This is a genomic window from Kordiimonas gwangyangensis DSM 19435 = JCM 12864, assembly GCF_000375545.1.
Lineage (GTDB): Bacteria > Pseudomonadota > Alphaproteobacteria > Sphingomonadales > Kordiimonadaceae > Kordiimonas > Kordiimonas gwangyangensis.
Genome location: NZ_AQXF01000003.1, coordinates 202,921 through 226,907 on the forward strand (window position 1 = coordinate 202,921; position 23,987 = coordinate 226,907).

A 23,987-nucleotide genomic window follows, 5' to 3' on the forward strand; every position below is an offset into this window, starting at 1 on the left:
TCACGGCGGTGTGCCCTTATGTCCTCCGTCCGGATATCGGGCAAGGGCTTTCGCGGCAAAAAGAAACCCCGGCCGCAAAGGGCCGGGGCATCGTCACCGTTATATGCCGCGTCTACTCTTCGCGCATCAGGCGGTACAGCAGGATGGCTGCGCGCACGGTGGCGAACTTCTGTTTCTCAAGGTCGAGCCATTCCTCGGGCGTGTGGCCGTTGCCGCCAAAACCGCCAAGGCCGTCCATCGTCGGTGTGTGCGGGGCAACAAAACTGGAATCCGCCGCGCCGCGTTTCTCCGGTGGATAGGCGGTCAGCGGGCCGTGGCCGAGCGCCACGTTCACATCGCTGAATACGCCTAGCATCCGGCGGCTGGCGTCATTTTCTGTCATGGCGGGGTAGCTGTCCTCGAAGGTGATTTCAGCCGATGTGCCGGGCAGGTGGTCGGCCACGATCTCGCGCATCTTGGCGCGCGCGGCTTCCTTGTCGGCCTCGCTCATGAAGCGCAGGCCACCATGCACCACGGTTTTCTGCGCGACCACATTGTCCTTGCCGTAAGCGTTCTGCGCCGCCGGGTTGGCGCCCTGGTCGACAAAGGTGCCGCCGCCGATGACGCCGGGGTTGAAGGTCAGGCCGAACGGGCCGCGTACTTCATTATAAAAGCGGTGCAGGATGCGGGATGCCTCGAAAATGGCACCGGCGCCTACGCTATCGCTGAAAATGGCGCTTGAGTGCGCGCGTGTGCCGCTCGTGGTCAGCGACCAGCCGGACGCACCGCGGCGGCCGATCACCGCCGTGCCGTCGCCGCTGCCCTCAAAATTGAGCGCAAAGTCGCTCCATTTCCCGGCTTCGATCAGGTCATGGCGGGAGACATCAAGCGGTTTGCCGGTCGATTCCTCGTCGCCGGTGAAAAACACCTTGTAGCTGCCTTGTTCCAGATTGCCGGTGGCCTTGAGGGCCTTGAGCGCATAGAGGATGATGGCGTCGCCCGCCTTCATGTCCACAATGCCGGGGCCGGTGGCGCGGCCACCTTCACGCTCGAACTTCTGGAACGGGCTGGTGGTCGGGAACACGGTGTCGATATGGCCGATGAGCAGCGCCTTTTTGCCCGGTGTGCCCTCGTGGGTCGCAACAAAATGGCCGCCACGTTCCATCTCGGCCGGCATGTCGATCCAGCTTGTGGTGAAACCAAGGTCCTTGAACTCGGTGTCGAACACCTTGCCCACCTCGCGCACGCCCTCGGGGTTGCGGGTGTCGCTGTTGATGTTGACGATTTTTTCAAGGAAAACGAGCTGGGCGTCGAAGTCCGCCTCGACCGCCTGTTTGATGGCTTCCTCCTCCGCGCTCAAGGTTTGCTGTGCGGTGGCGGGCAGGGCAAGGCTCAGCGCCAGGCCGGATGCGGCCAGCATGTGGCGCGCGGATGTGTGAAACATGGTGTCTCCCCTTATGTCGTGTTGTCCCTTGGGCCACACGCTAGCGCGCGAGGGCCGGCGATGCAATTTCCTATTGATAAAACGAACGATCGTTCTATATATAAAATCAACAAAATACATAAGCTTGCAGCGAAGGAAGTACCATGCCGGACATGATAATGACGGGTGCCGCCCAGATGGACCCGTTGATGGCCAAGCTTGATATGCTTGCCACACACTATGCGCCCTGGATCACGTTTCTTGAATGGGCGACCCTTGTGTTTGTACCGCTGGCGATATTCGAGTTTGGCTGGGATATGATGCGTGCCACCGGGCGGCGCGTTGGTGAGACGGTCGCCAACATACTGGTGGCGGTCGGGTATGAGCTCTCAAGCCTCATGACCTTTGGCCTGGTACTGTTTTTGACGCAGGGCCTGATTGCACCCTTTGCGCTTTTCGAGATTTCCATGACGCCGATGATGTGGGTGGTTGCGATCCTGCTCGCAGATTTCACCTATTACTGGATGCACAGGGCCGAACATGAGGTTCGGCTATTCTGGGCCTATCATGTCACCCATCATTCGTCGCCCGAATATAACCTGACCACGGCCTTCCGCCTGTCGTGGCTGGAGGGGGTGTTTGAATGGCTGTTTTTTGTCCCCATGCTACTGGTCGGTTTTGATGCGCTTGCCACCTTTATCGCGCTGGCGGTGGTGGCAAGCTATCAGACATGGATACACACACAGGCAATCGGCAAACTCGGGTGGTTTGAGGGGGTGATCAACACACCCTCCGCCCACCGGGTGCACCACGGGTCTAACCCCAAGTATCTGGACAAGAATTACGGCGGCATCCTGTTGGTGTGGGACCGGCTGTTCGGTACCTACGAGGTGGAGGAGGAGCCGGTTACCTTCGGCATCACGGAACCGGTTGAAAGCATCAATCCCTTTGTGCTCAACTTCCATGAATTTATTGCCATCGGGCGCGACCTCGTGCAGGCAAGAAGCCTGAGCGAGATGGCTCGTTGCCTGTTCGCGCCGCCCGGCACCATCGTGCGGGGCGAGAATGTGGGTTTGAGGAAGGACAGAAATGCCGCGCACAAAAGATGAAGCGCTGACGGAGAAGCGGCGCAACGAGATACTCGATGCTGCGGCCCGTGTTTTTGTGCGCCACGGCTTTCACCGTGCGAGCATGCGCCAGATTTGTGGCGAGGCGAAACTGTCTGCGGGCGCGGTCTATAATTATTTCCCCAGCAAGGACCAGATTATCGAGGGACTTGCCGCCCGCGAGCAGGAGGAGATTGCCGAGCTTGCGGCCTATCTGGCGGAAACCGACAATGCCCAGAAAGCGCTCACGGGCGCGATCCGGCTGATGGTTGAAGACACGAACGCGGCCGATGCCCGGCTCTATGTGGAGCTGACGGCGGAGGCCGGACGGAACGCGCTTGTTCGCGAGCGGTTGGTGGCAACCGATGCTGCGCTGCAGGAATGCCTGCTGGAAGCCATCAGGCGCGGGCAGGCTCAAGGTAGCGTGACAAAGGCGCGCCCTGCCGCGGACCTTCTGGCCCTGCTGACGGCTGTGTATGAAGGTTTTGTTGGTCGCCTTGCAGTGGACGGCGATAGTGAGTGTAAGGCCTTTGCCAAGCTTGCGGCGGATGCAGTTGCGATCCTGTTGAAGCCATAGGTGGTTTTCCGAAAACCAAATATCCTCAAAGGGTTGAATTGACGCGTCCCTACCCAATGTGTGTAGAAGGGCGCGACCACAAGCGCCTGTAACGCGAGGAGAAAATACATGAAATTTCAGTCCCTGATCAGCGCGGCAATTGTCGCGGCTGCGGGCTTTACCCCTGTTTTTGCCGATGCGGATGACCTGTTCCTGACAGGCGCCCATATCATCGACCCTGAAACACGCACGGTTGAGACCGGCAATATTCTTATCCGTGAGGGTCGCATTGCGGGCCATCCGGCGTCAGCGCCAGACGGGTTTGACGGGCAGGTGATTGCGCTTGATGGCAAGTGGCTGGCGCCAGCCTTTGTTGATTTGCATACCCATTCGTTTGGTGACGCTGTACCGGGCAACCGGCCGGAGGGCTTGGGCACACCCACCGTCGCCACCCATTATCTTTACGCGGGCACCACGGCCTTCCTGGACCTGTTTGGTCATGAGGAAGGGCTCGCGGCTCTGCGCGCGGCGCAAAAGGCGGGCGAGTTTGGCGGCGCGGACCTTTATGCCAGCCTGTCGTGCCTGACGGCACCAAATGGTCACTGTACCGAATATGGCGTGCCAACCCGCACCATGAGCACGCCCGAGGAAGCGCGTGTTTCGGTCGCGGAACTGGCGGCCAAAAAGCCGGACGTGGTCAAGTTTGTCTATTCACAAAGTGATGACATGCCGTCCATCAATAACACCACCTTGACGGCGGGTATTGCCGAGGCCAGCAAACACGGCATCAAAACGGTCGTGCACGTTCAAACATGGCAGGATATGCGCGAAGCGGTGGAAGCAGGCGCGACGGCGGTGACCCACACGCCCGAGGGCGACATGCCCGCGGACATGCCCGCCCTTCTGAAAGCGCACGGCACGGTGAGCATTCCCACCATCACGGTCCACAATGAATATCTCGACTATTTCTTTGATAGCTCAATCCTTGAAGCGCCGATGGCGCAAGCGCTGGCGAGCGAGCGGGTGCAGGCCGCCTATAGGGATGAGAAGAATATCGGTCGCTACCGCGACAGTTATGACGAACGCAAAGCCAAGGCTGAGGTGCGGCTGACATCAGTGGGCGCGCTGGCGGAGGCTGGTGTGCCTATCCTTCTGGGCACCGACGGCGGCAACTGGGGCACTGTGCAGGGCTACAGCGTGCACCGGGAGATGATCCTGCTCTCGGATGCGGGCCTAGACAGTTTTGCAGTCCTCAAGGCGGCGAGCACTGATGCGGCCGATTTCCTTGGCCTTGACTATGGTGTGGAAGAGGGCGCGCTTGCGAACCTTGTGGTGTTTGACGCGTCCCCGCTTGACGATATCAGCAACACACAGACCATCAGCCTTGTGATCAAGGACGGTGATGTGGTCGACCGCGCAGCCCTGCTGCAAAAAGCGGAATAGACGCACAAAAGAAAAAGCCCCGGAGAGTTCCGGGGCTTTCCTGACAGGTATCTTTCGTCAAGCTTAGAGCTTGTCAGCGTTCTTGCCGAGGTATGCAGCAACGCCAGCAGCGTCAGCTTTCATGCCTTCGTCGCCTTTGTTCCAACCAGCCGGGCAAACTTCGCCGTGCTCTTCGTGGAACTGCAGGGCTTCAACAAGACGTACAAATTCGTCAACGTTACGGCCAAGCGGCAGGTTGTTTACGGTTTGGTGCCACACGAGGCCGTCTTTGCCGATAAGGAAGGTGCCGCGGAGCGCAACGCCGTCAGATTCGATCAGAACGTCATAGTCGCGTGCGATCTGTTTGGTGATGTCAGCAACCATCGGGAAGTCAACCGGGCCGAGGCCGCCTTCAGCGGTCGGCGTGTTGCGCCATGCGATGTGGCTGAACTGGCTGTCTACGGATACTGCAACAACCTTCACGCCAAGTTCCTTGAACTTTTTCATGCGGTTGTGGAATGCGAGGATCTCGGACGGGCACACAAAGGTGAAGTCGAGCGGGTAGAAGAACAGCAGACCGTAGTCGCCGTCCAGGTATTCTTTGAAGTTAAAGTTTTCGTTGATGCTGCCATCTTCCATAACGGCAACAGCGTTGAAATCCGGAGCTGGTTTTGCTGCGAGAACGGCCATGCGTCCCTCCTTGATTTAAGGTGAAAAATAAAGGTTCAAAACTGTTTAGGCGCTTGTGCCGTCACTCACCCTTGGGCGAGTCATCTGGCGCGCCAGCGGTGCTAACATTATGCTTCTTGAGCTCAATTGCAACCGGGATTGGTCGATTTCTATAATCGAAGAATGCGATTAATAATCAACTTTATTAGTGGATTTATGTTTTTATAGGTGGTGCGTGCACAATGTGCAAGTGGCAATTGCAGGGATGCGTTGTAGCGCGGAAGCGCCTTAGCGTACTCTCGATATAGTGAGAGGTTTGCAATGTCGACCCAGCAGCGCATAATCAACGCGGCGCATTCAATGTGTGGAGGGGGTATGGACAATCAACTATCCAAAGAGAAACCAAAGCCCACTTGGGCGAACCCATTTAAATCTGAAGATTGGACTGTATCGATATACACTCGAGGTTTTGCAGTAGCTGCCGTACTGTTTGGAATCTATGCATTCCATTTTTTGCATGTTGCAGGACTCAAGCTGTCTAAGTCGGCTGCAGATTGGGGTGCCGCGGGAGATTTTTTTGGAGGGTTTGCTAACCCACTAATTTCCCTTATCACCTTAAGCGTTCTGGTCGCTGCTTACCGACTGCAAAGAAAGGAACTCGCCGCGACAGTCGCCGAACTCAAAGCTGCAAACGAGGGGCACAGCGAACTGCGCAGAATTTCGATAGAGCAGAATAAAGTCGCGGTGCAAAAGGCATTGAATGACGCGCTTTCTGTGCACATGACACACCTCAGTGCGGACTTCCAATTGCAGCTAGGTAGGTTAGAGGGGCTCAGATCCGAGCTCCGCGCATTGGCGGCTCCTAACCTTGGGAGTGGTAGCGGATACCACAACTTCACTGTTGATGGCATCAGACTCGTTAACGAACGCATGTTGAGTGGTGAAATTGCACGAGTGCGGGACGAAATGAAGCAAGTGGAATATGAGTTGCAACATCTGTTGGGCCTCATGCAAGGCATCACTGCTTCAATTAGGTCCGAGACTGGTAAGCTCAAGAAATAAAGTGTAACGCCAGATAGTTCATTGCTAGCCGCATTCGCAATTGGCCTCACCATGGATATACAACTGTTAGACTTATGGTGTCGCCGGGGCTCGCTCCCGTACTGCATTTCGAATATAGGAGCACCCGCACCTCTGGTTTTTGGCGACGCATTTCCCTATATGGATAAAGTTCGGTGGTATAAGGTGGGGGGTACCTTTGGAAACGCTTGATGACGTACTGAGATACGGCTGCATGAGCTTGTTGTTATGGCTTGCCGTTCTGGTCATCCGCGATTTCTGCGGCCATATCCGGGGGCGTCTTGGTGCCGTTCTGGCCATCAGCAATATCGCCTACCTTCTATGTTCCAAGTCAGCCATTACAATTTTTGGGCTTGAGACGGATATCGTTCTTTTTCCTCTCTGCTTCATGAACGGTGTCTTTGCCTGGCTGTTTTGCCTGTCCCAGTTCGACGATCATTTCGAGTTGAAGTCCTGGCACTGGCTGGTGCTGGGGGTGAAGTTGTTGGCTGGCGGTATGATTGCCATCAGCCACTTCAGGGCGGATGAGCCGCTGAACGTGGCGGGCAACATTCTCTCCGGCGCTATCGTGATAGGGACGCTGCTGCACCTGGTTTATATGATATGGCAGGGCAGGGCGGATGACCTGATGCGCACGCGCATGAAGTTCCGCAGCATTTTTGTCATCTCGGTTGTGGTTATTTCGCTCGGTATCATGATTGCAGAGGTATGGCTCCTCGACATGGGGTGGAAGCGCTATTTGTTGCCGCTGCAGTCAGCCTCGTTCTTTTGCATCACCTTTTTTGTGCTATGGCGCATCTCGGGCCCCGAGGGAATCGATCTGTTTGTCTTTGGTGATGCCGCGGGGGGGGAAACCCCGAAGGCCGCACCAAGAGAAGATCGCTATGACCTCAAGGCACTTGAGGCGCTGGTCGCGAGCGAAGCCTATCTTGAACCCGGGCTTACAATAAGCGTTCTGGCGGACAAGCTTAAAATGCCGGAACACCGGCTGCGGCGGCTGATTAACCAGCATCTGGGTTTTCGTAATTTCTCAGACTTCCTCAATCATCACCGCATCACCGCGGCGCAGGAACGGCTGGCGGACACAGACGCACGCCATGTGCCCGTGCTCACCATTGCGATGGACCTTGGTTATGGCTCCCTCGGGCCGTTCAACCGGGCTTTCAAGGAACGCACTGGGCTGACCCCATCTGAATACCGCCGCAATGTGCTTTCGGGCGCGGCCTAGGCTGCGGCAATTCGCTCGCTGATTTCTGAAAAAGCTGGCTGAAAACTGAAAACTCATTCCGATTTCGAAATCGGCAAGCCCTCAGGCGCACATCATCCCTAAATCATATCCGGACGCCAAGCAGCGGCATACCGGCCTGAACCGAAGTTCGGGCCTCGCCAGAACCGCCGCCGGCGTGTGTGACGGAGTGACGACAGCGAGGAGATGGACATGAGCGTGTCAGCCCGACTTTCAAACCTGAATTCTTCTTTTAAAACCCTCTCCCTTGGGGTGGTGGCAACAGCCCTGATGGCAACGGCAGCATACGCCGGGCCCTCAGGCGATGCTTCTGCTTCAGGCCCCACCGGATTCTGGCAATCGTCCGGTGGGGGCAGAATGATCGAGGTCGCGCCCTGTAGCGCCAAGACCTCAAAACTGTGCGGCACCATCGTATGGGCCGAGGATGCAGCGGAAGTGGATGAGGTGATCCTCAAGCGCTTCCGTGCGGTGGGTGAAATCTGGGCCGGTGGCCAGATTTACGAACCCGGCAAACGCCGTGGTGAGGATGGCCGCTTGTCGATGACTGAGGACGGCAGCCTTGAAGTGAGCGAATGCAAACGCGGCCTGTGTGAAAACACCACATGGACCCGCGTGGATGAAGCCACGGTGGCCTCACGCGTTGCCAAACTGATGGCGGAAAACTGATCCGGTAACACGTTTGGGCTAGGCCTGCGCCGTGGTGCGCGGGCCTAGTCGCGTTTGCCTTTGAGGTAGGCGTAGATGGCCATGGCGTGGCCGTGGCCGAGGTCATAGTCTGCCTTCAGCCAGGCAACAATCTCTCCCGCTTTGGTGCTGGGTTTGAGTTTGCCCTGGTCCGAGAAGCCCTTGGCGTCGGCCTGGGCCTGAAAGTCTGACGGGCTTTGCCCGGTCTTTTTCTCGATGTTATCGAGATAGCCTTGAAATGACATTTTATCCTCTTGCGTGACTGCGGGTTTTTATGGTCATGCCTTCTTCCTAAATCACATATAAGTTGATATCAACATATATGTCTAAAAAGAGGAAAATCGGCAAGGGAGGCCGCGCTGCTTATTGAATGCGGGTAACGGTGAAGCCCAGTTCCTCGAGGTGGGATTGAACGGATTCGGACCCGGCAAAATGGCCGGCGCCCACGGCAATAAAAACCTTGCCGCTGCCGTCCATCAGCTCAGCGATCTTCTCAGCCCAGGCATGGTTGCGTTTGGCCAGCATGCGCTCTTTGAGACTTTCCTGACCCTCAAGCGCGCGGTTCATCTTTTCGCCTAGCGCCTCGATGCGTCCGGCTTGCCAGTCGGCGGTGATCTCATCGATCAGGTTGGGCTCTTCAATGAGTTGGCGCAAGCCATCCTCAAAATATTTCAGCTCTTCTTCCGGTGTCATGGCGCCATGCACGCTGAATTGCTGTTCGAGGGTCTCAAAGTAGCCTAGCATCTTGCCGTTCTCGACCGCCTCGCGCCACAGGACCTTGTCCACGCTGGCGTCCGGGTCGTCGCCCTTTTTGTGGCCTAGCAAAGCGCTCAGCATGCCAGCGGCAAGCCACGGCCGGTAGGGTTCAAGCTGGCTGATGGCTTCCTCGGTCATGCCAAGGTTGGCGATAACCTGTTTGAGGTCTTTCCTGGCTTGGGCGCTCAGCTTTTTGGTAAACGGCACATTGGACCGGTTGATGCCAAACTCCGTGATGAGGGGTTCCGTCATCGCGCCGTCCGCCTGCACAACAGGCGCTTCACTGTAGAAGATTGTGGCCTCCGCGAATGCGGCATCCATCTTGGCGGTGCGCCACCGGATCGCGGGGTTCATGTTATGGGCGGTGCCAAAAAGCCAGATGGTGCTGTCCGCATCCTCCAGCTTCCAAAGCGCAGGCTTTGGCGCGACCGGGGTGTCCTGCGCATAGGCGGCCTGGAATGCCAGCGCCGCACCGATCAGGAGCAGGAATGCAGTGGCAAGCAGTCTGAACCGCCGAGGGTGGGCAGGCGTGAGGGCAATAGCGCGGGCGCGTGATGGCGGCATCATGGCTTCCATAACTGGTTTACATCCACGCTAGGCTCACCTTCGATCATGGCCAAATCAAGGAACGGTGATGGCAGGGAGTAAGCGACCTAGTCGTCGCCCAACTGGTCGCGCAGCGCGCGGGCGCACGCCATGGCGATCTCGGACTGCAGGCGCACCTGCATGGACTGCCCGCTTTTCGCAGCCTCGCCCAGACGGGTGAGGGCTTGTTCAAGCATATCAAGCGCGGCGCGTACTTCTTCCGGCGCGCCGGTCAGGTGCTGGCTTGGTGCAGCGGGCGCGGCTGGTGCTTGCGGCGCTTCAGTAGCGGTGTCTTCTTCGTCCCCGGCATAGCGCGCTTTTTCCTCGCGCGGAGTCAGCGGCGTCTTGAGCGTTTCGGCAACCGCTTCACGCACCACAGCTGCCGCCATGGAGCCAAGCGCGTTGCTGATCGGGCTTGTGCGCGGTGTTGGTGCAGGCGTCGGCTTAGTGTCCACCGGCTGGCTGGCAGGTGCGGCGATCTTCTCGTCCCGGCTACGATCGAGCACGTTTTTCTGGATTTCAGCCGACGGTGCCGTCCTGGCCGCACGCTCGCGTCGCGGCGCCGGCTCAGGGTCATCGAGGAACAGCGGGTCTTCGTCTTCCATTGCCGTATGCACGCTGCCAGCGGTGGCGATCACCGGCGTCAGGACGCCTTCATAACCCTCAAACACGCCGCCCACGCTGAAATGGGGCTCCGCCTCCAGCGTCCAGTGCTGGTGGGTCTTGCCAAGGTCCGGCAGGTGGATCGGTGCATCATGGATGGTGCTGCGGCGCTGGAACGCGCGCGTGACCGGGTGCCCAAGCTTGGTGTTGAGGCCCAGAAGGTCAAGCATGCCCATGCCGAGCGCTGCATCAACACTGCCAAGGAGCTTGCAGCCGTAGGGTGAAATGCCGGTGATGAAACCATCGCGGTCGCTACGCCAGCTCCAGCCGCCGGGGCCGGGGTCACGCAGCGGCGCGTCTTCTTCTGCTGATGGAATAAGGTCGTTGTCCCCGTCACCACTGCCCGCTTGTGCGGGTGATGGTGCAGCGTGCGGCGGCTCCGGTGCTTCTGGTGTTTCGGTCGCGACGAGAGGCTCGCTTACGACCGGTTGGTCGTTGGCGGCTTCCACCATGCGGGTGTCGTTCAAACGGTTATTGCCTGAAACGCGTTCCGCAATCAGGTCCTCGTCGGTGCGCAGAATGCGCAGGCTTGCGGTTTTCTCTGGGTGCAGCGCGGTTACAGTCGCGCTCGGTTGCGGCGCGCCTTCCTTCTGGAAGCCAAGGTCATCGCGCCACAGCGCGAGGGTGGACCGGCTATCAAAAGGCGGTGCCGCGGGTGCCGCACGCGCCAGCGCAATCCACACATTGGCAGAGAGGTCACTGCGCGAGGCGATGATCTGGTGGTGTTCGCGGCCCGTTTCGCGGATGAGGTCAATGACTTCATCCTCGTCAAACGGTGCGTTGATGAGAAGGGCTTCCACAAGGCTTGCGCGGTCACGACAGATGCGGAGCACAAGGTCCATCGGCGGGTTCGATTGCCCGGCCAGCAGCTCAGCCACGGTGCGGCGGCTTTCGCTTTCCACATGGGGCAGCAGGGCTTCAATAACGTCCAGCAGTTGGCCGCGCGTCGGTTCGCGCATGGGGGCTTTGCCGGTGAGGAAAAGGTCAACAAGATTGCGGAAAAGCGTGGTCCGGTCTTCCCCGTCGCGCTCACGCGCGTAGGCGACCAGTTCCCTGATACGACTGTCCAGTGCATTCATGTCGAACGCTGACGCTTTGCCCACTTTTGTACCCACTTCAACTGTCACAACACCACGCAAAAAGCGGCAATGTGGTGGCCGTCTCGTCCCGAAATTGACCAGTAATTTAGCTTACTGTTGAATTTTTCTGGTGGGGTGAATATAGCTCCCGAATCACCCTGCGCGCTTATACTACCCAAATTGTTTTGCGATGCCAGCGTTGATTAAAGATCGAAATATAATTGTGTGAATTTGGAACTTTATTTCCGAAACTTGCTTCTGTAGTATGCAGATCGGGCGGGGATGTTTACCAAGGAGTTTATCTGATGGGGCGTGTCAAACTTGATGCTGTCGACCGCAAAATCCTGTCGTGCCTTCAAGCTGAAGGCCGAATTACTAACGTGGAACTCGCGGAACGCGTTGGCATCACGGCACCACCATGCCTGAGACGTGTACGGGCGCTTGAAGAAGAAGGCTTCATCAGGGGCTATCACGCGGACCTCGATCAGGAATCTCTTGGCTTTGGGTTGACCGTATTCGCCATGGTAGGCCTCCACAGTCAGGCCGAAAGCGATTTGCAGAAGTTTGAGAAGCAGTGCCAGGGCTGGCCCATGGTGCGTGAATGTTTCATGCTCAATGGCGAGATCGACTTCATGCTGAAGATTGTTGCGCGCGACCTTGCGTCGTTCCAGCACTTCCTGACAAGCGAACTGACACCGTCACCGAATGTGGCCAGCGTGAAAACCTCGCTCACCATCCGCACAAGCAAGCACACACCGGGTGTGCCGCTTCCTGAAGTACCCTGATACCATCAAGCGATGAGCGCCCACCTGCCATCATCTGCTGAGTGGGCAGAAATCAAGGCACTGGATACCACCACCCTCACATGCCGTGCGGACGAGGGGGATATCTGGTGCCAATTTCATTTGGGCGGCCGCTTCATCCATGGTGACCGCACAGAGCCGGATCAGGAAAAGGCCTTTGCCTATTACCTGAAAGCGGCCTGTGGCGGCATTGGCGAAGCACAGCACCTTGTGGCTGTGTTCATTGGTGGCGGCTATGTAGACGGTTACAGCGAGGCGGACGCTGCGGCTTGGGATTTCATCGCCGTACTCAACCACACCGAAGGGGCAGGCAATATCTTCACGGCACGCTGCAAGGATGAGACGGCCATCAATGCGTGCCGCACTCGCGCCAAAGAGCTTTTGGCGGCATATCCTGACGCCATACCGCCGGATGAGGGCTGAGTTTCGCCCCTGATGCCATTTTTATGGCCCCGTGCGCTTCCCATAATTTCATGCTGACCCATGCATCCCGATAATGGAACCATCTTGAACCAGATGGGAAATTGTCGTCGCGATGAGGGTTGCCAGCTTTATATTGATGCTTAGTGGTGCAGTGTCGTTCCTGCCGCTTCATGCAGCCTGCGCCGATAGCGAGCAGGCTGTGCCCGTGCCGCTCGACCGCGCTATTGAGGCCGCGACGGAAGACCGCGCGCAGTCCGATGTGCTCAAGGGCATGCCGCTTCTCATCCGGGACGCGCTTCATAAGGCAGTGCCGCATGCGGGCAATCCGCAACAGGCCGCGCTCCTCAAATTATACGAGCGCCAGTCCTACCGTCCGCTGTGGCTCACGAAAGATGGCAAGTGGCACCAGCGGGTGTCGCTGTGGCGTAAAACCATTTCCTTTGCGGCAAGCGAAGGGCTGAACCCGGCGGATTACCACCTTGACCGGCTGTTAGATCGCAGGGGCGATACGCCGAGCGATATTGAGCTTGCCGAACTCGAAGTAGCGCTTAGCCGTACTGTGCTGCACTTTGTGCATGACCTGATGGTGGGCCGTGCCCAGCCTTCCGAGATTTTCCCTGACCTGTTCCTGCTGCCGCAGGACCGTGATTATGCTGCGGCACTCGAAGAAATGCTCGAGCTCGGGTCGGAAACCGATATGAAGCGGGCCATTCAGGCGCTGTCGCCCCAGCACCCGCACTATGACCTGCTGCGTGAAGCACTGGCCAAATACACCCGCCTCAAAGATGAGGTAGGGCCGCTTGAAGATATCCCGGCGGGCGAGATGATCCGCCCCGGTGACACGGACGCACGCATGCCAGCCATTCGGGCGCGCATGCAGTTGCTTGGCCGCATTGAAGGGCAGGAAAGTGCCTTTGGCCGCATTGCGTCTTTCTTCGGCAGCATTGTGGGCTCAAGCGGCGAGGACGAGATCAAACGTGATGATAACCTGACCTATGACGAACGCACCGAGAAAGCCGTGCGCGAGTTTCAGGCCGCAGCCGGCGCTGTGGTGGACGGCATCATCGGCCCCCAAACCATTGCGGAACTGAACACACCGATTGAAGACCGTATCGAGCAGATCCGCCTGTCGATGGAGCGCTGGCGCTGGCTGCCACAGGATCTTGGTCGCAAATACGTGTTTGCGAACATCGCTGGCTATTATCTGCATGGCATTGAGGATGATGAGATTGCTGTGGCCTCGCCCATCATTGTCGGGCAGGTCGCGCACCAGACACCGGCGTTCAGCAGTGTGATCCATGACGTGAAGTTCTACCCGGACTGGACCGTACCCTATTCCATCGCGCGCCGTTACCTGCTTGAGAAGGTGCAAAAGGACCCCAGCGTGGTCGAGAAGCTCGGCTATGAGATATACAAAGACGAAGCGCGACTTGCGTGGGACCAGGTGGATGTGGCCAAGCTGAAGGCGGAGGATTTCCCCGGCTATCAGTTCCGCCAGAAACCGGGGCCGAACAATGCACTTGGCCTCGTGCGTTTCTCGGTCGACAACGACTATAGTATCTACCTGCATGACACGCCGAACCATGACCTGTTCCAGAAGGGTAGCCGTGCCTTCTCAAGCGGCTGCATCCGGGTGAAGGAGCGCGAAAAATTGGCGGTTTTCCTTATGGACGGCAACAGCGACATGGAAAGCGACGAAGTCTGGAAGCATTTCAAGACCGCCGCGAACGCCGACCTTGAAACCGAGATTGTGCCGCTGCGTGAAGAGGTGCCGATCCATCTGGTGTACATGACCGCATGGGTCAACGAGCGCGGCGATGTGCGCTTCGGGCAGGACATCTATGGCCGCGACGCCAAACTGAAGGCAGCACTCAGGAAACAGGAGGGCCAGTTCTAGCGTATGCAAAAACAGATTTCGACACTTCTGTATTGGGCCATTGTCGTGAGTGCCGTGGGTGTTGGAGTGTGGCGCATAACGTCGCTTGAGGAGGATGAAAGCATGCTCTCCAAACAAGCGAAAGCCGTGAGCGCAGCGCCCGCCGGCAGTGAGATCCTGCTCGCGAATGCGGCTGTACTTCGCCCTGATGCCCCGCCCCTTGAGGACGAGTTACCGGTTGTGGACGCGGATGTAACCGCACACCCGCCGCCGCCCAAGGATGCCATCGCGCCCGAGCTTGATGCGCGCAGCCTTCACATGCGCTCCGTCCACACCAAGGAGGAGATCAAGGTCGTGTTCTGGCAGGACGGTGCCTATGTGGAATCCGCGCTCGAGAAGCTCGACTATTTCCTGCGTGACCACCGGGACGGCGAGGTTATCCGCATGGACCCTGAGCTGTTCATGCTTCTGCACCGGCTTTATGATGATATGGACGCTGAAGGGCCGATTGAGGTGATATCCGGCCACCGGTCGGCGGGCACCAATGCCATGCTGCGCTCGAAGGGCCGCAATGTGGCGCGCAAAAGCCAGCATATCCTTGGCAAGGCTATTGACGTGCGCATGCGCGGGGTGCCGCTCAAGAAAATGCGGGATACCGCGCTCGGCTACGGGATTGGCGGTGTGGGCTATTACCCAAGCGACGGCTTCATCCATGTGGATACGGGCCGCCCCCGCTTCTGGTAATAAAAAAGCCCGCCGAAAGGGGCGGGCTTCTTAAACTTGTGAAGGCTCGACGACTTATTTGAATTCGAGCTTCAGAACCTCGTAGTAGCGTTCGCCACCCGGGGTTTTCACCTCAACTTCAGCGCCAACCTTGCGGCCGATCAGCGCGCGAGCGATCGGGCTTTGATAGCTGATCTTGCCTTTTTTCACGTCGCCTTCGTCGGCACCCACGATCTGGTAGACAACTTCCTCGTCATCCTCGTCCACGAGCGTGACAGTCGCGCCAAACACGATCTTGTCGCCGGAGAGGCTGGTGGGGTCGATCACCTGAGCGCGCGACAGCTTGCCTTCGAGCTCCATGATGCGGCCTTCAATGTGGCCCTGGCGCTCTTTTGCAGCGTGGTATTCAGCGTTTTCCGACAAGTCGCCGTGTGCGCGTGCTTCTTCGATTGCCTGAACGACCGAAGGACGCTCTACGGATTTCAGGTTTTTAAGTTCTGCAGCCAGACGGTCGTAACCATCCTGAAGCATGGGGACTTTATCGTTCATTTATCCCGTCCAATATCTCGTTTTTATCGTTCTCGGGCGCGCATGTCCCGCGCCTACACAAAACAGGAGCGCCGACCCAAGGGGCCGGCGCCGTTCCCCAACCTTTAGCCACTTTTAGCCTAAAAAGCAAGCCAGAAGCGGCTTTGCGCGGTTCCGCCCTTTTACGTGTTTGGAAAAACATAGCCCATTTGGGTCATGCCCGAATTTGGGGTGCCGAATACAACATCCCCAAGGTGCGGGCAGTACCGGAAACTTTGACAAACCATGGCCACACAAACGGAGCTAGAGCGATGACTGACGATGCAATGTGCGATCTCAAAATTTCCGATCTTCAAGGCATATTCGATTTTGCCTATCAAATTATCGGGTCCTCGGAGTTCAGCTGGGATGAACTGCTGGAACGCCTGCTGGTGTTCCCGCTCGATGAAGAGACCAAGGCAACCCTGACGGAATCCATCGAGATTATCAAAAACGATCCGACCCTTGTCGACCTGTCGCAGGAGACGGTGAATGAATATCTGGCCGAATATGGCGATATCCCGCTTTGTGAACTGGCGGAAAATATCGAAGGTGACGGCGGCTCCGGTGGTGGCGGCGGAACTGATACGGTCACCGGCGATCTGGATTCCATCTTCGAGCTGATCCAGCAGGGCACCAACGGTAATGACGAACTGTTCGGCAGTGCCATTCGCGACTGGATCACGGGCGGTAGCGGCGACGATACGCTCGCGGGTGGTGACGGCGCGGACCTCATTATCGGCGGTGACGGTGATGATATTCTTTATGCTGACGGCGAGAATGAATTTTTCTCGGCCATCGCAAACATCGCCAACAAAATCTGGGCAGGTGCCGGTGGTGACCAGCTGTTCGGCGGTTATTCCCGTGATGTGATGGGCGGCGGCGCAGGTGACGACTATCTTGAGGGCGAAACCGGCAATGACATCCTTTATGGCGGTGCTGGCAACGATGAGCTCGATGGCGGCGACGGCGACGATGTGATGTACGGCGGCACGGGTGACGACTTCCTCGAGGCGGGTGACGGCGACGACACGCTCTGGGGCGGCACCGGCAACGACAATATGAACGGCGGAGAAGGCGCGGATACGTTCCGGTTCCTCGCGGGTTCAGGCGACGATGAAATCTGGAGCTTTGATGCAGACGAAGACACGCTCGACCTCCGCCACACGGGCTTCGACTTCACCGACATCGATGATGTGGTCGCGCGCGCAACCACAGTCACCAACGCACAGAATGTCTCCGGCGTGATGATCGACCTTGGGGACGGCAACAGTGTATGGCTGGCGCAGTTTGATATCGCCAATGTGGCGGATATCAACGTGGTCTTCTAGAGGGGACCACAGCGCAATAAAAAAGCCGACCTGGGTGACCGGGTCGGCTTTTCTTTTATCTGGATTGTGCCGCAGCTTAGGCTGCGAAGTCCTGCAGGCGCTTCACGTCAAGTTTCTTGTCGCGCAGGGCCTTGAGCGCCTGAACCGCAGCCGCAGCCGCTGCCATCGTGGTGTAATATGGCAGCTTCATCAGAAGCGCGGTGTTGCGGAGCGCGTAGCTGTCCTTGATAGCCTGCTTGCCCTCGGTGGTGTTGAACATAAGCTGCACTTCACCGTTTTTCATGATGTCGAGCACATGCGGGCGCTGGCCGTCCGTCACCTTGAATACGCGCTTCACTTCAAGCCCGTTGTTCTTGAGGTAATCAGCGGTGCCGCCAGTGGCGATCACGTCATAGCCCATCTCAAGCAGGTCTTTCACCAGCGGTACAAGCGCATATTTGTCGCTGTCGCGCACGGATACAAACACCTGCCCCTTCATCGGCAGCTTCACACCAGCGGCGAGCTGGGATTTGTAGAAGGCCATCGGGAAGCTCTGGTCGATACCCATGACCTCGCCGGTGGATTTCATTTCCGGGCCGAGCAGCACGTCAACACCCGGGAAGCGCGCCCATGGGATCACCACTTCCTTCACCGCTACGTGTTCGGTGATCGGGTCCTTGAGGTCAAATTCGGTCAGCTTGGCACCGGCCATCACCTGCGCCGCAATCGCGGCAACCGGGTAACCGACAGCTTTGGCCACAAATGGTACCGTGCGGCTGGCGCGCGGGTTCACCTCAATTAGGTAGACCACGCCGTCCTTGACCGCGAACTGCACGTTCATGAGGCCAACAACATTGAGGCCCTTGGCAAGCGCACGCGCCTGACGCTTGACCTCGTTCACGATGCCGACAGGCAGGCTGTAGGGCGGCAGCGAACACGCGCTGTCGCCGGAGTGGATGCCCGCTTCCTCGATGTGCTCCATAATGCCGGCGATATGAATGTTCTCACCGTCAGAAAGCGCATCAACGTCAATCTCAATCGCGTCCTTGAGGAAGCCGTCCACCAGTACGGGGCTGTCGCCCGATACCTGCACCGCTTCGTTGATGTAGCGGTCAAGGCCTTCACGGTCGTGCACAATCTCCATCGCGCGGCCACCGAGCACATAGCTCGGGCGCAGAAGCACGGGGTAACCGATACGGTCCGCAACGTCCGCCGCTTCCTTGTGGCTGCGGGCGATGCCGTTTTGCGGCTGCTTGAGGCCAAGACGCTCAACAAGGTCCTGGAAGCGTTCACGGTCTTCCGCGAGGTCAATGGCGTCCGGGCTTGTGCCGAGGATCGGAATGTCAGCTGCCTCAAGCGCGGCGGCAAGCTTGAGCGGCGTCTGGCCGCCAAACTGCACGATCACGCCCTTCACGGTGCCGTTTTCCTGTTCCTTGCGGATGATCTCGATCACGTCTTCGGCCGTCAGCGGCTCGAAGTACAGCCGGTCGGACGTGTCATAGTCAGTGGACACGGTCTCCGGGTTGCAGTTGATCATGATGGTCTCATAACCCGCGTCCGAGAGCGAGAAGCAGGCGTGACAGCAGCAATAGTCAAACTCGATACCCTGACCGATGCGGTTGGGGCCACCACCGAGGATGATGATCTTCTCACGGTCGGTCGGGTTGGCTTCACATTCCGCGCCTTCGCCGTCCGCAAAGCTCTCGTAAGCTGAGTACATGTACGGCGTGCGGGCGTCGAACTCGGCCGCGCAGGTGTCGATGCGCTTGTAGGTCGGGCGCACACCCATGTCGTGGCGCGCTTTGAAGACAGCACCTTCCGGCACCCCGGCAAGCTGGCCAAGGCGCGCGTCTGAGAAGCCGAGCATCTTGAGTTTGCGTAGTTTGCGCTCATCCGTCGGGATACCGTGTTCAGACACGGTTTTCTCAGCCTCGACAATGCGTTCAAGCTGGCGCAGGAACCACGGCTCATAGTGTGTGATGGCGTTGATTTCCTCGAGGCTCATGCCTTCGCGGATCGCTTGCGTGATGCGCAGGATACGGTCTGGTTTCGGGAAACCAAGGTCCTGGCGGATCGGCGACAGGTCGCCCGAGCCCGGCACATAACCGTCGAACTTCACTTCATTGAGGCCCGTCAGGCCTGTCTCCATGGAGCGCATGGCTTTCTGCAGGCTTTCCGCGAAGTTGCGGCCAATAGCCATGGCTTCACCGACCGACTTCATCGAGGTGGTCAGAAGCTGCGGGGTGCCCGCGAATTTCTCGAAGGTGAAACGCGGTACCTTGGTGACCACATAGTCGATCGATGGTTCGAACGACGCGGGCGTGACGCCCGTGATGTCGTTATCAAGCTCGTCAAGCGTGTAGCCAACCGCAAGCTTGGCGGCGACCTTGGCAATCGGGAAGCCGGTTGCTTTGGATGCAAGTGCGGAAGACCGGCTCACACGCGGGTTCATCTCGATCACGATCAGGCGGCCGTTTTCCGGGTTCACGGCGAACTGTACGTTCGAACCACCGGTTTCAACGCCAATCTCGCGCAGTACCGCGAGCGAGGCGTTCCGCATGACCTGATATTCTTTGTCCGTGAGCGTGAGGGCAGGGGCAATGGTGATACTGTCGCCCGTGTGTACGCCCATCGGGTCCACGTTCTCGATGGAGCAGACGATGATGCAGTTGTCGTTCTTGTCGCGAACGACCTCCATCTCATATTCTTTCCAGCCCAAGATGCTTTCCTCAACGAGGATCTCGTTGGTTGGCGACGCGTCGAGGCCGGATTTCACGATCTCAAGGAACTCTTCCTTGTTATAGGCCACACCGCCGCCGGTGCCGCCCATGGTGAAGGACGGGCGAATGATCGCGGGAAGACCGGTAAGGTTTTCCATGATCTCCAGCGCTTCGTCGATCGTGTGTGCGGTTTTGCCTTTACAGACCTCAAGGCCGATTTTCGCCATGGCTTCGTTGAAGCGCTTGCGGTCTTCCGCCTTGTCGATGGCGTCCTCATTGGCGCCGATCAGTTGCACGCCGTATTTCTTGAGCGTGCCGTCCTGCGACAGTGCGAGTGCGGTGTTGAGGCCGGTCTGGCCGCCCATGGTGGGCAGGAGCGCGTCCGGGCGCTCTTTCTCGATGATCTTGGCGACAACCTCGGGCGTGATCGGCTCGATATAGGTGGCGTCTGCAAGCTCGGGGTCGGTCATGATGGTGGCGGGGTTCGAATTCACGAGGATAACCTTGTATCCTTCTTCCCGAAGCGCCTTACACGCCTGCGTGCCCGAATAATCGAACTCACACGCCTGACCGATCACAATGGGACCGGCGCCGATGATCAGGATGCTTTTGATATCAGTGCGTTTTGGCATTGGTGGCCCCTTATACTTATGCTGCGGATTTATGTTTTTCGATCATGTCCATGAACTGCTCGAACAGATAGAAGCTGTCCTGCGGTCCGGGGCTGGCTTCCGGGTGCTGCTGCACCGAGAAGATCGGCTTGTCGGTGCACTCGATGCCGCACACGGTTTTGTCAAAGAGGCTGATGTGGCTCACTTTCACATTTGCGGGCAGGCTGTCGGCGTCGACCGAGAAACCGTGGTTCATGCTGGTGATTTCAACCTTGCCGGTGCGCAGGTCCTTGACCGGGTGGTTTGCACCCCGGTGGCCCTGATGCATCTTGTAGGTCTTGCCGCCGAACGCGAGCGCGAGGAGCTGGTGACCAAGGCAGATGCCGAAGATCGGCAGGCCGGTTTCAATCAGTTGTTTGATCACGGGCAGGGCATATTGGCCGGTCGCAGCCGGGTCACCCGGGCCATTCGCGAGGAAGATGCCGTCAGGCTTATAGGCCATGATCTCGTCAAAGCTTGCGGTGGCGGGCACAACGGTAACCTTGGCACCCGTCGCGGCGAGGCAGCGCAAGATGTTATCCTTGGCACCATAATCAACCGCAACAACGTGGGCTTTGGGGTTGTCCAGCACGCCGTAACCTTCACCGAGAACCCAGCGTGTGCCTGTCCATTCACGGTCCTTTGTCCCGGACACGTCTTTCGCGAGGTCCATGCCTTTGAGGCCCGGCCATTCCTGCGCCTTTTTCAGAAGCGCCGGCATGTCGAACTTGCCGTCTTTATTATAAGCGACCACGCCTGTGGGTGCACCCTTGGCGCGGATGAGGCGGGTGAGCTTGCGGGTATCAACGCCCGAGATGCCGACAAGGCCAACCTTCTCGCACCATGTGCTCAGGTGCCCTTCGTTGCGGAAGTTGGCGGGCTCTGTCACTTCGTCGCGCACCACAAGGCCGCGCGAGGCTGCAACGTCACGCTCCATATCTTCCGCGTTGGTGCCAACGTTGCCGACATGGGGGAAGGTGAAGTTGATGATCTGGCCCGCGTAGGATGGGTCTGTCAGGATTTCCTGATAGCCGGTCATGGCTGTGTTGAAGCAGACTTCGCCAACAGCGTCGCCTTCCCTCCCAAATCCATATCCCCAGAACACGGTGCCATCTGAGAGCACAAGAACAGCAGTGATATCATCCGCCGGTGGTTTAGTGGGTAGTGTGGATTCGGTCATGGGGGCGTTTTCCTCCTGCCTCTCGGTTCACACAAACCCCTTGTAGAACAAGGGACTAGCCGGTAAATCTGCCCGCCCGTGAGGGCTGCTGGGCGGCGGCCAAATTGACGGGACAATAAGCGTAAGCCCCCAGCGGGTCAAGTAAAGAATTTAAAAAAATATTCAATAAAATCAATGGGTTAATTATCGTCTTCCTGTTTGCTCTTTGGAGGGGCATCGGGTATGATCGCGCCCTCCGATTTAGGAAATAGGGTGACAGGGCAATGTTACGGGACAAACTTAATCAAGAAATGAAGGCAGCAATGCGCGCCAAAGAAACGCGCAAGCTTTCGACGATCCGCCTCGTTCTGGCGGCGATTAAGGAAAAGGATATCGAACTCCGGACCGCAAATGCTGACGACCGGGACGACGACGCCGTGATCACCGACATTCTGTCGAAGATGGTCAAACAGCGTAATGATAGCATCAAAGCCTATGAAGAGGCTGGCCGCTGTGAGCTTGCTGAGCGTGAGCGCGAAGAGATTGGTACCATCCAGGAATTCCTGCCCAAGCAGCTGACGGACGCTGAAGTTGAAGCGGCCTGCCGTGAGGTGGTTGCGGAAATCGGCGCCGAAGGTCTCAAGGATATCGGCCGCTGCATGGCGGTGCTCAAGGAGCGTTATGCCGGCCAGATGGACTTCGCCAAAGCAAGCGGCACCATCAAGAAGCTGCTGAGCTAGCAAATCCGTTGAAGGGTGACGCTTCGCAGCAAAGTGGGGTCTTGTCCGTATTGGTTGGAGGCGTCTGTGCTGTTTCGGCTACCTTGTCGGCCTTAGCGATTGCGTTAGCCATTATCTCCTCTCCCGTTTTGATTGGGTTGCTTGGCGCGGGTATTGGCCGCGAGGCCGCGGGTATGCAGATAGTGGGCTTCGTTGCGACTTGCCTTTTGCCAATCGCAGGTATCGCCCTATACGGTAAAGCTCAGGCGAGAGGGTTTTGGGGATTGTTTGTCCCTTTCATTCTCGCGTTTCCTCTTCCTTATCTTGTGTTCCAGCTTTAGGCAGCTCACCCACACGGTTTCGTATTGGTATACCTCAATAGACAAAAATGATGCCGGAGCAGGGTTGTCCTGTCTCCGGCATCAGTCATTCCGGGGTGAACCGGGCTGTCGTAACTGGGGTTCTCAAACTCTCGCGTCAGTCGTAGTTCTGGATGAGCGAAAGCGGTGTGTCGAAGGATGGGGCTGCTACTTTGCGGCGCGGTGCCTTTGGGGCGAAGCCTTCCGCATCTGCCGTCTTCTCGATCTCGCGGGTATCGCGGAGTATGCGCTCGTCCTGCGGGGCCAGCAGCGTGGCCAGTTTGCTCCAGAAACCCTTGCCTTCTGATTTGCTGTCGTATTTCTTAGTCATTGTTTGTCTCCTGTCTCGCTGTTATCGTTGATTTTGTGCGTTACAGGGCGAATTACAAATTCGTTGTTTTAAGTCTGAGGCTTAATTTAACTAAGGCTAATTAGATGCGATACAAACTACAGTCGCTCTCCGGCATTCTGGCTTTTGATGCGGCGGCGCGACATGGCAGCCTCACACAGGCCGCAAAGGAACTGGGGCGCACACAGTCCGCTGTCAGCCAGCAGGTGAAATCCCTTGAGGAACAGGTGGGCACCGCGCTTTTTGTGCGCCACCCACGCGCGATTGAACTGACCATCGCTGGCCGGGTGCTGGCGAATGCCGTTGGTCAGTCACTTGAAGCCATTGACCGCGCGGTGACAGAGGTCAGCCGAAAGCGGGAAGCCAATGTGATCCGCCTTACGGCCTATCATTCCTTTGCACTTCTTTGGCTCATCCCGCGCCTCGCCAAATTTAACCTGCGCCACCCGGAAATTGATGTGCGCCTCAATGCGGATGACCGCATTGTTGACCTTCTCGCGGAAGGCTATGACCTGGCTGTGCGCGGTGGTCGGATCGACCGCTTGCCGGACGGGGTGATGCCGGTGCGTATTGATGACTATATGCCGGTCTATGCGCCGCAGCTCGCGCCGGGCCGTGACCTGACGGTGGATGATCTGGGCCGATTTCCGCTTCTTGGTTATAATGACGGCAGCTATTGGCGGCGCTGGCTCGAAGGCAACGGCCTTGGCGACCGCGGCTATGAAGTCAGCAGGCGCTATAGTCACTCGGGTCTTCTGGTGCAGGCGGCGATGGTGGGCGGCGGTATCGGTATCGCGCCGCTCACAAATGCGGCTGAAGCGCTCTTTGATGGTCGGCTGAAATGCATTCACGGTATCCCTCTTAAAAGCGCGCACTGCTTCTATCTGGTACCCGCTGAAAGGCCGGTGCCGAAGCCGGTGGAGAGCTTCTGCGCTTGGATTCGCGAGGAGATGGCTGAAATGGAAGCCGAGCTTGAGGAAATGATGTCGAACGGGGGCCAGACTTTCCGCGCCTTGTAGCCCTGCGCGGAATTCGGCCTATTATCCTTTCTTGCCTTACGTTAGAAGGGTCCTTTCCCGGT

At 57.9% G+C, this 23,987-nt stretch carries 22 protein-coding genes; 13 read left to right on the forward strand and 9 right to left on the reverse strand.

Annotation, left to right across the window (positions count from 1 at the left end; all coding sequences use genetic code 11):
- Positions 1-112: 112 nt before the first annotated feature.
- On the reverse strand, positions 113-1,423 hold the full coding sequence (locus B150_RS0109280) for a M20/M25/M40 family metallo-hydrolase (RefSeq protein WP_020399640.1): 1,311 nt from the start codon (positions 1,421-1,423) through the stop codon (positions 113-115).
- A gap of 143 nt (positions 1,424-1,566) precedes the next feature.
- Here B150_RS0109280 and B150_RS20385 point away from each other — a divergent pair, with 143 nt between their 5' ends.
- The 3 genes from B150_RS20385 (at position 1,567) to B150_RS0109295 (ending at position 4,507) form a co-directional block, all read left to right on the forward strand.
- Positions 1,567-2,511 carry a sterol desaturase family protein gene (locus B150_RS20385; RefSeq protein WP_020399641.1) on the forward strand — a complete coding sequence of 315 codons (945 nt, stop codon included), beginning with the start codon at positions 1,567-1,569 and terminating at the stop codon, positions 2,509-2,511.
- Positions 2,492-3,085, forward strand: a complete 594-nt coding sequence (locus B150_RS22335; protein ID WP_020399642.1) for a TetR/AcrR family transcriptional regulator — start codon at positions 2,492-2,494, stop codon at positions 3,083-3,085. The genes B150_RS20385 and B150_RS22335 overlap by 20 nt, the downstream gene beginning before the upstream one ends.
- Positions 3,086-3,193: 108 nt before the next feature.
- A complete protein-coding gene (locus B150_RS0109295; RefSeq protein ID WP_020399643.1) occupies positions 3,194-4,507 on the forward strand; it encodes an amidohydrolase family protein in 1,314 nt (437 codons plus the stop codon).
- A 63-nt stretch (positions 4,508-4,570) separates the two neighbouring features.
- Here B150_RS0109295 and B150_RS0109300 read toward each other — a convergent pair whose 3' ends face one another.
- Positions 4,571-5,176 carry a peroxiredoxin gene (locus tag B150_RS0109300; protein ID WP_020399644.1) on the reverse strand — a complete coding sequence of 202 codons (606 nt, stop codon included), beginning with the start codon at positions 5,174-5,176 and terminating at the stop codon, positions 4,571-4,573.
- A gap of 354 nt (positions 5,177-5,530) precedes the next feature.
- On the opposite strand from B150_RS0109300, the gene B150_RS0109305 reads away from it, so the two are divergent.
- The 3 genes from B150_RS0109305 (at position 5,531) to B150_RS23005 (ending at position 8,147) form a co-directional block, all read left to right on the forward strand.
- The gene (locus B150_RS0109305; protein ID WP_025896326.1) at positions 5,531-6,217 is read left to right on the forward strand and encodes a hypothetical protein; all 687 of its coding nucleotides are present in this window, start codon (positions 5,531-5,533) and stop codon (positions 6,215-6,217) included.
- 196 nt (positions 6,218-6,413) lie between these two features.
- Positions 6,414-7,463, forward strand: a complete 1,050-nt coding sequence (locus B150_RS0109310) for an AraC family transcriptional regulator (protein ID WP_026168295.1) — start codon at positions 6,414-6,416, stop codon at positions 7,461-7,463.
- 210 nt (positions 7,464-7,673) lie between these two features.
- Positions 7,674-8,147 carry a DUF2147 domain-containing protein gene (locus B150_RS23005; RefSeq protein ID WP_162139681.1) on the forward strand — a complete coding sequence of 158 codons (474 nt, stop codon included), beginning with the start codon at positions 7,674-7,676 and terminating at the stop codon, positions 8,145-8,147.
- Positions 8,148-8,191: 44 nt separating this feature from the next.
- Here the strand turns inward: B150_RS23005 and B150_RS0109320 are convergent, their stop codons facing one another.
- From B150_RS0109320 to B150_RS0109330, 3 genes are all read right to left on the reverse strand, one after another.
- Positions 8,192-8,410 carry a DUF4287 domain-containing protein gene (locus tag B150_RS0109320; RefSeq protein ID WP_020399648.1) on the reverse strand — a complete coding sequence of 73 codons (219 nt, stop codon included), beginning with the start codon at positions 8,408-8,410 and terminating at the stop codon, positions 8,192-8,194.
- A gap of 118 nt (positions 8,411-8,528) precedes the next feature.
- Complete coding sequence (locus tag B150_RS0109325; RefSeq protein ID WP_162139682.1) at positions 8,529-9,488, reverse strand: TraB/GumN family protein; 960 nt, start codon at positions 9,486-9,488, stop codon at positions 8,529-8,531.
- A gap of 86 nt (positions 9,489-9,574) precedes the next feature.
- Positions 9,575-11,272, reverse strand: a complete 1,698-nt coding sequence (locus B150_RS0109330; RefSeq protein ID WP_155860019.1) for a hypothetical protein — start codon at positions 11,270-11,272, stop codon at positions 9,575-9,577.
- A 281-nt stretch (positions 11,273-11,553) separates the two neighbouring features.
- Between B150_RS0109330 and B150_RS0109335 the strand changes: the two genes are divergently transcribed.
- The 4 genes from B150_RS0109335 (at position 11,554) to B150_RS22340 (ending at position 15,094) form a co-directional block, all read left to right on the forward strand.
- Complete coding sequence (locus tag B150_RS0109335; protein ID WP_020399650.1) at positions 11,554-12,033, forward strand: Lrp/AsnC family transcriptional regulator; 480 nt, start codon at positions 11,554-11,556, stop codon at positions 12,031-12,033.
- A 12-nt stretch (positions 12,034-12,045) separates the two neighbouring features.
- Positions 12,046-12,474, forward strand: coding sequence for an SEL1-like repeat protein (locus B150_RS0109340; RefSeq protein WP_020399651.1), 429 nt, complete (start codon positions 12,046-12,048; stop codon positions 12,472-12,474).
- Positions 12,475-12,586: 112 nt separating this feature from the next.
- Entirely contained in the window at positions 12,587-14,371 is a 1,785-nt protein-coding gene (locus tag B150_RS0109345) for a L,D-transpeptidase family protein (RefSeq protein WP_081611383.1), read from the forward strand.
- A 3-nt stretch (positions 14,372-14,374) separates the two neighbouring features.
- A complete protein-coding gene (locus B150_RS22340) occupies positions 14,375-15,094 on the forward strand; it encodes a peptidoglycan L,D-endopeptidase MepK (protein WP_020399653.1) in 720 nt (239 codons plus the stop codon).
- 54 nt (positions 15,095-15,148) lie between these two features.
- Here B150_RS22340 and greA read toward each other — a convergent pair whose 3' ends face one another.
- Positions 15,149-15,622, reverse strand: a complete 474-nt coding sequence (greA, locus tag B150_RS0109355; protein WP_020399654.1) for a transcription elongation factor GreA — start codon at positions 15,620-15,622, stop codon at positions 15,149-15,151.
- Positions 15,623-15,912: 290 nt separating this feature from the next.
- Between greA and B150_RS22345 the strand changes: the two genes are divergently transcribed.
- Positions 15,913-16,971 carry a calcium-binding protein gene (locus tag B150_RS22345; protein WP_020399655.1) on the forward strand — a complete coding sequence of 353 codons (1,059 nt, stop codon included), beginning with the start codon at positions 15,913-15,915 and terminating at the stop codon, positions 16,969-16,971.
- Positions 16,972-17,047: 76 nt separating this feature from the next.
- On the opposite strand, the gene carB is transcribed toward B150_RS22345, so the two are convergent.
- Complete coding sequence (carB, locus tag B150_RS0109365) at positions 17,048-20,302, reverse strand: carbamoyl-phosphate synthase large subunit (protein ID WP_020399656.1); 3,255 nt, start codon at positions 20,300-20,302, stop codon at positions 17,048-17,050.
- 16 nt (positions 20,303-20,318) lie between these two features.
- Positions 20,319-21,500, reverse strand: a complete 1,182-nt coding sequence (gene carA, locus B150_RS0109370; protein ID WP_020399657.1) for a glutamine-hydrolyzing carbamoyl-phosphate synthase small subunit — start codon at positions 21,498-21,500, stop codon at positions 20,319-20,321.
- Between the two features lie 263 nt (positions 21,501-21,763).
- On the opposite strand from carA, the gene B150_RS0109375 reads away from it, so the two are divergent.
- The gene (locus B150_RS0109375; protein WP_025896341.1) at positions 21,764-22,219 is read left to right on the forward strand and encodes a GatB/YqeY domain-containing protein; all 456 of its coding nucleotides are present in this window, start codon (positions 21,764-21,766) and stop codon (positions 22,217-22,219) included.
- A 456-nt stretch (positions 22,220-22,675) separates the two neighbouring features.
- Here the strand turns inward: B150_RS0109375 and B150_RS0109385 are convergent, their stop codons facing one another.
- Positions 22,676-22,888, reverse strand: coding sequence for a hypothetical protein (locus B150_RS0109385; RefSeq protein WP_020399660.1), 213 nt, complete (start codon positions 22,886-22,888; stop codon positions 22,676-22,678).
- 104 nt (positions 22,889-22,992) lie between these two features.
- On the opposite strand from B150_RS0109385, the gene B150_RS20400 reads away from it, so the two are divergent.
- Positions 22,993-23,925: a LysR substrate-binding domain-containing protein gene (locus tag B150_RS20400; RefSeq protein ID WP_020399661.1), complete on the forward strand. Its 933-nt coding sequence runs from the start codon at positions 22,993-22,995 to the stop codon at positions 23,923-23,925.
- Positions 23,926-23,987: the final 62 nt, after the last annotated feature.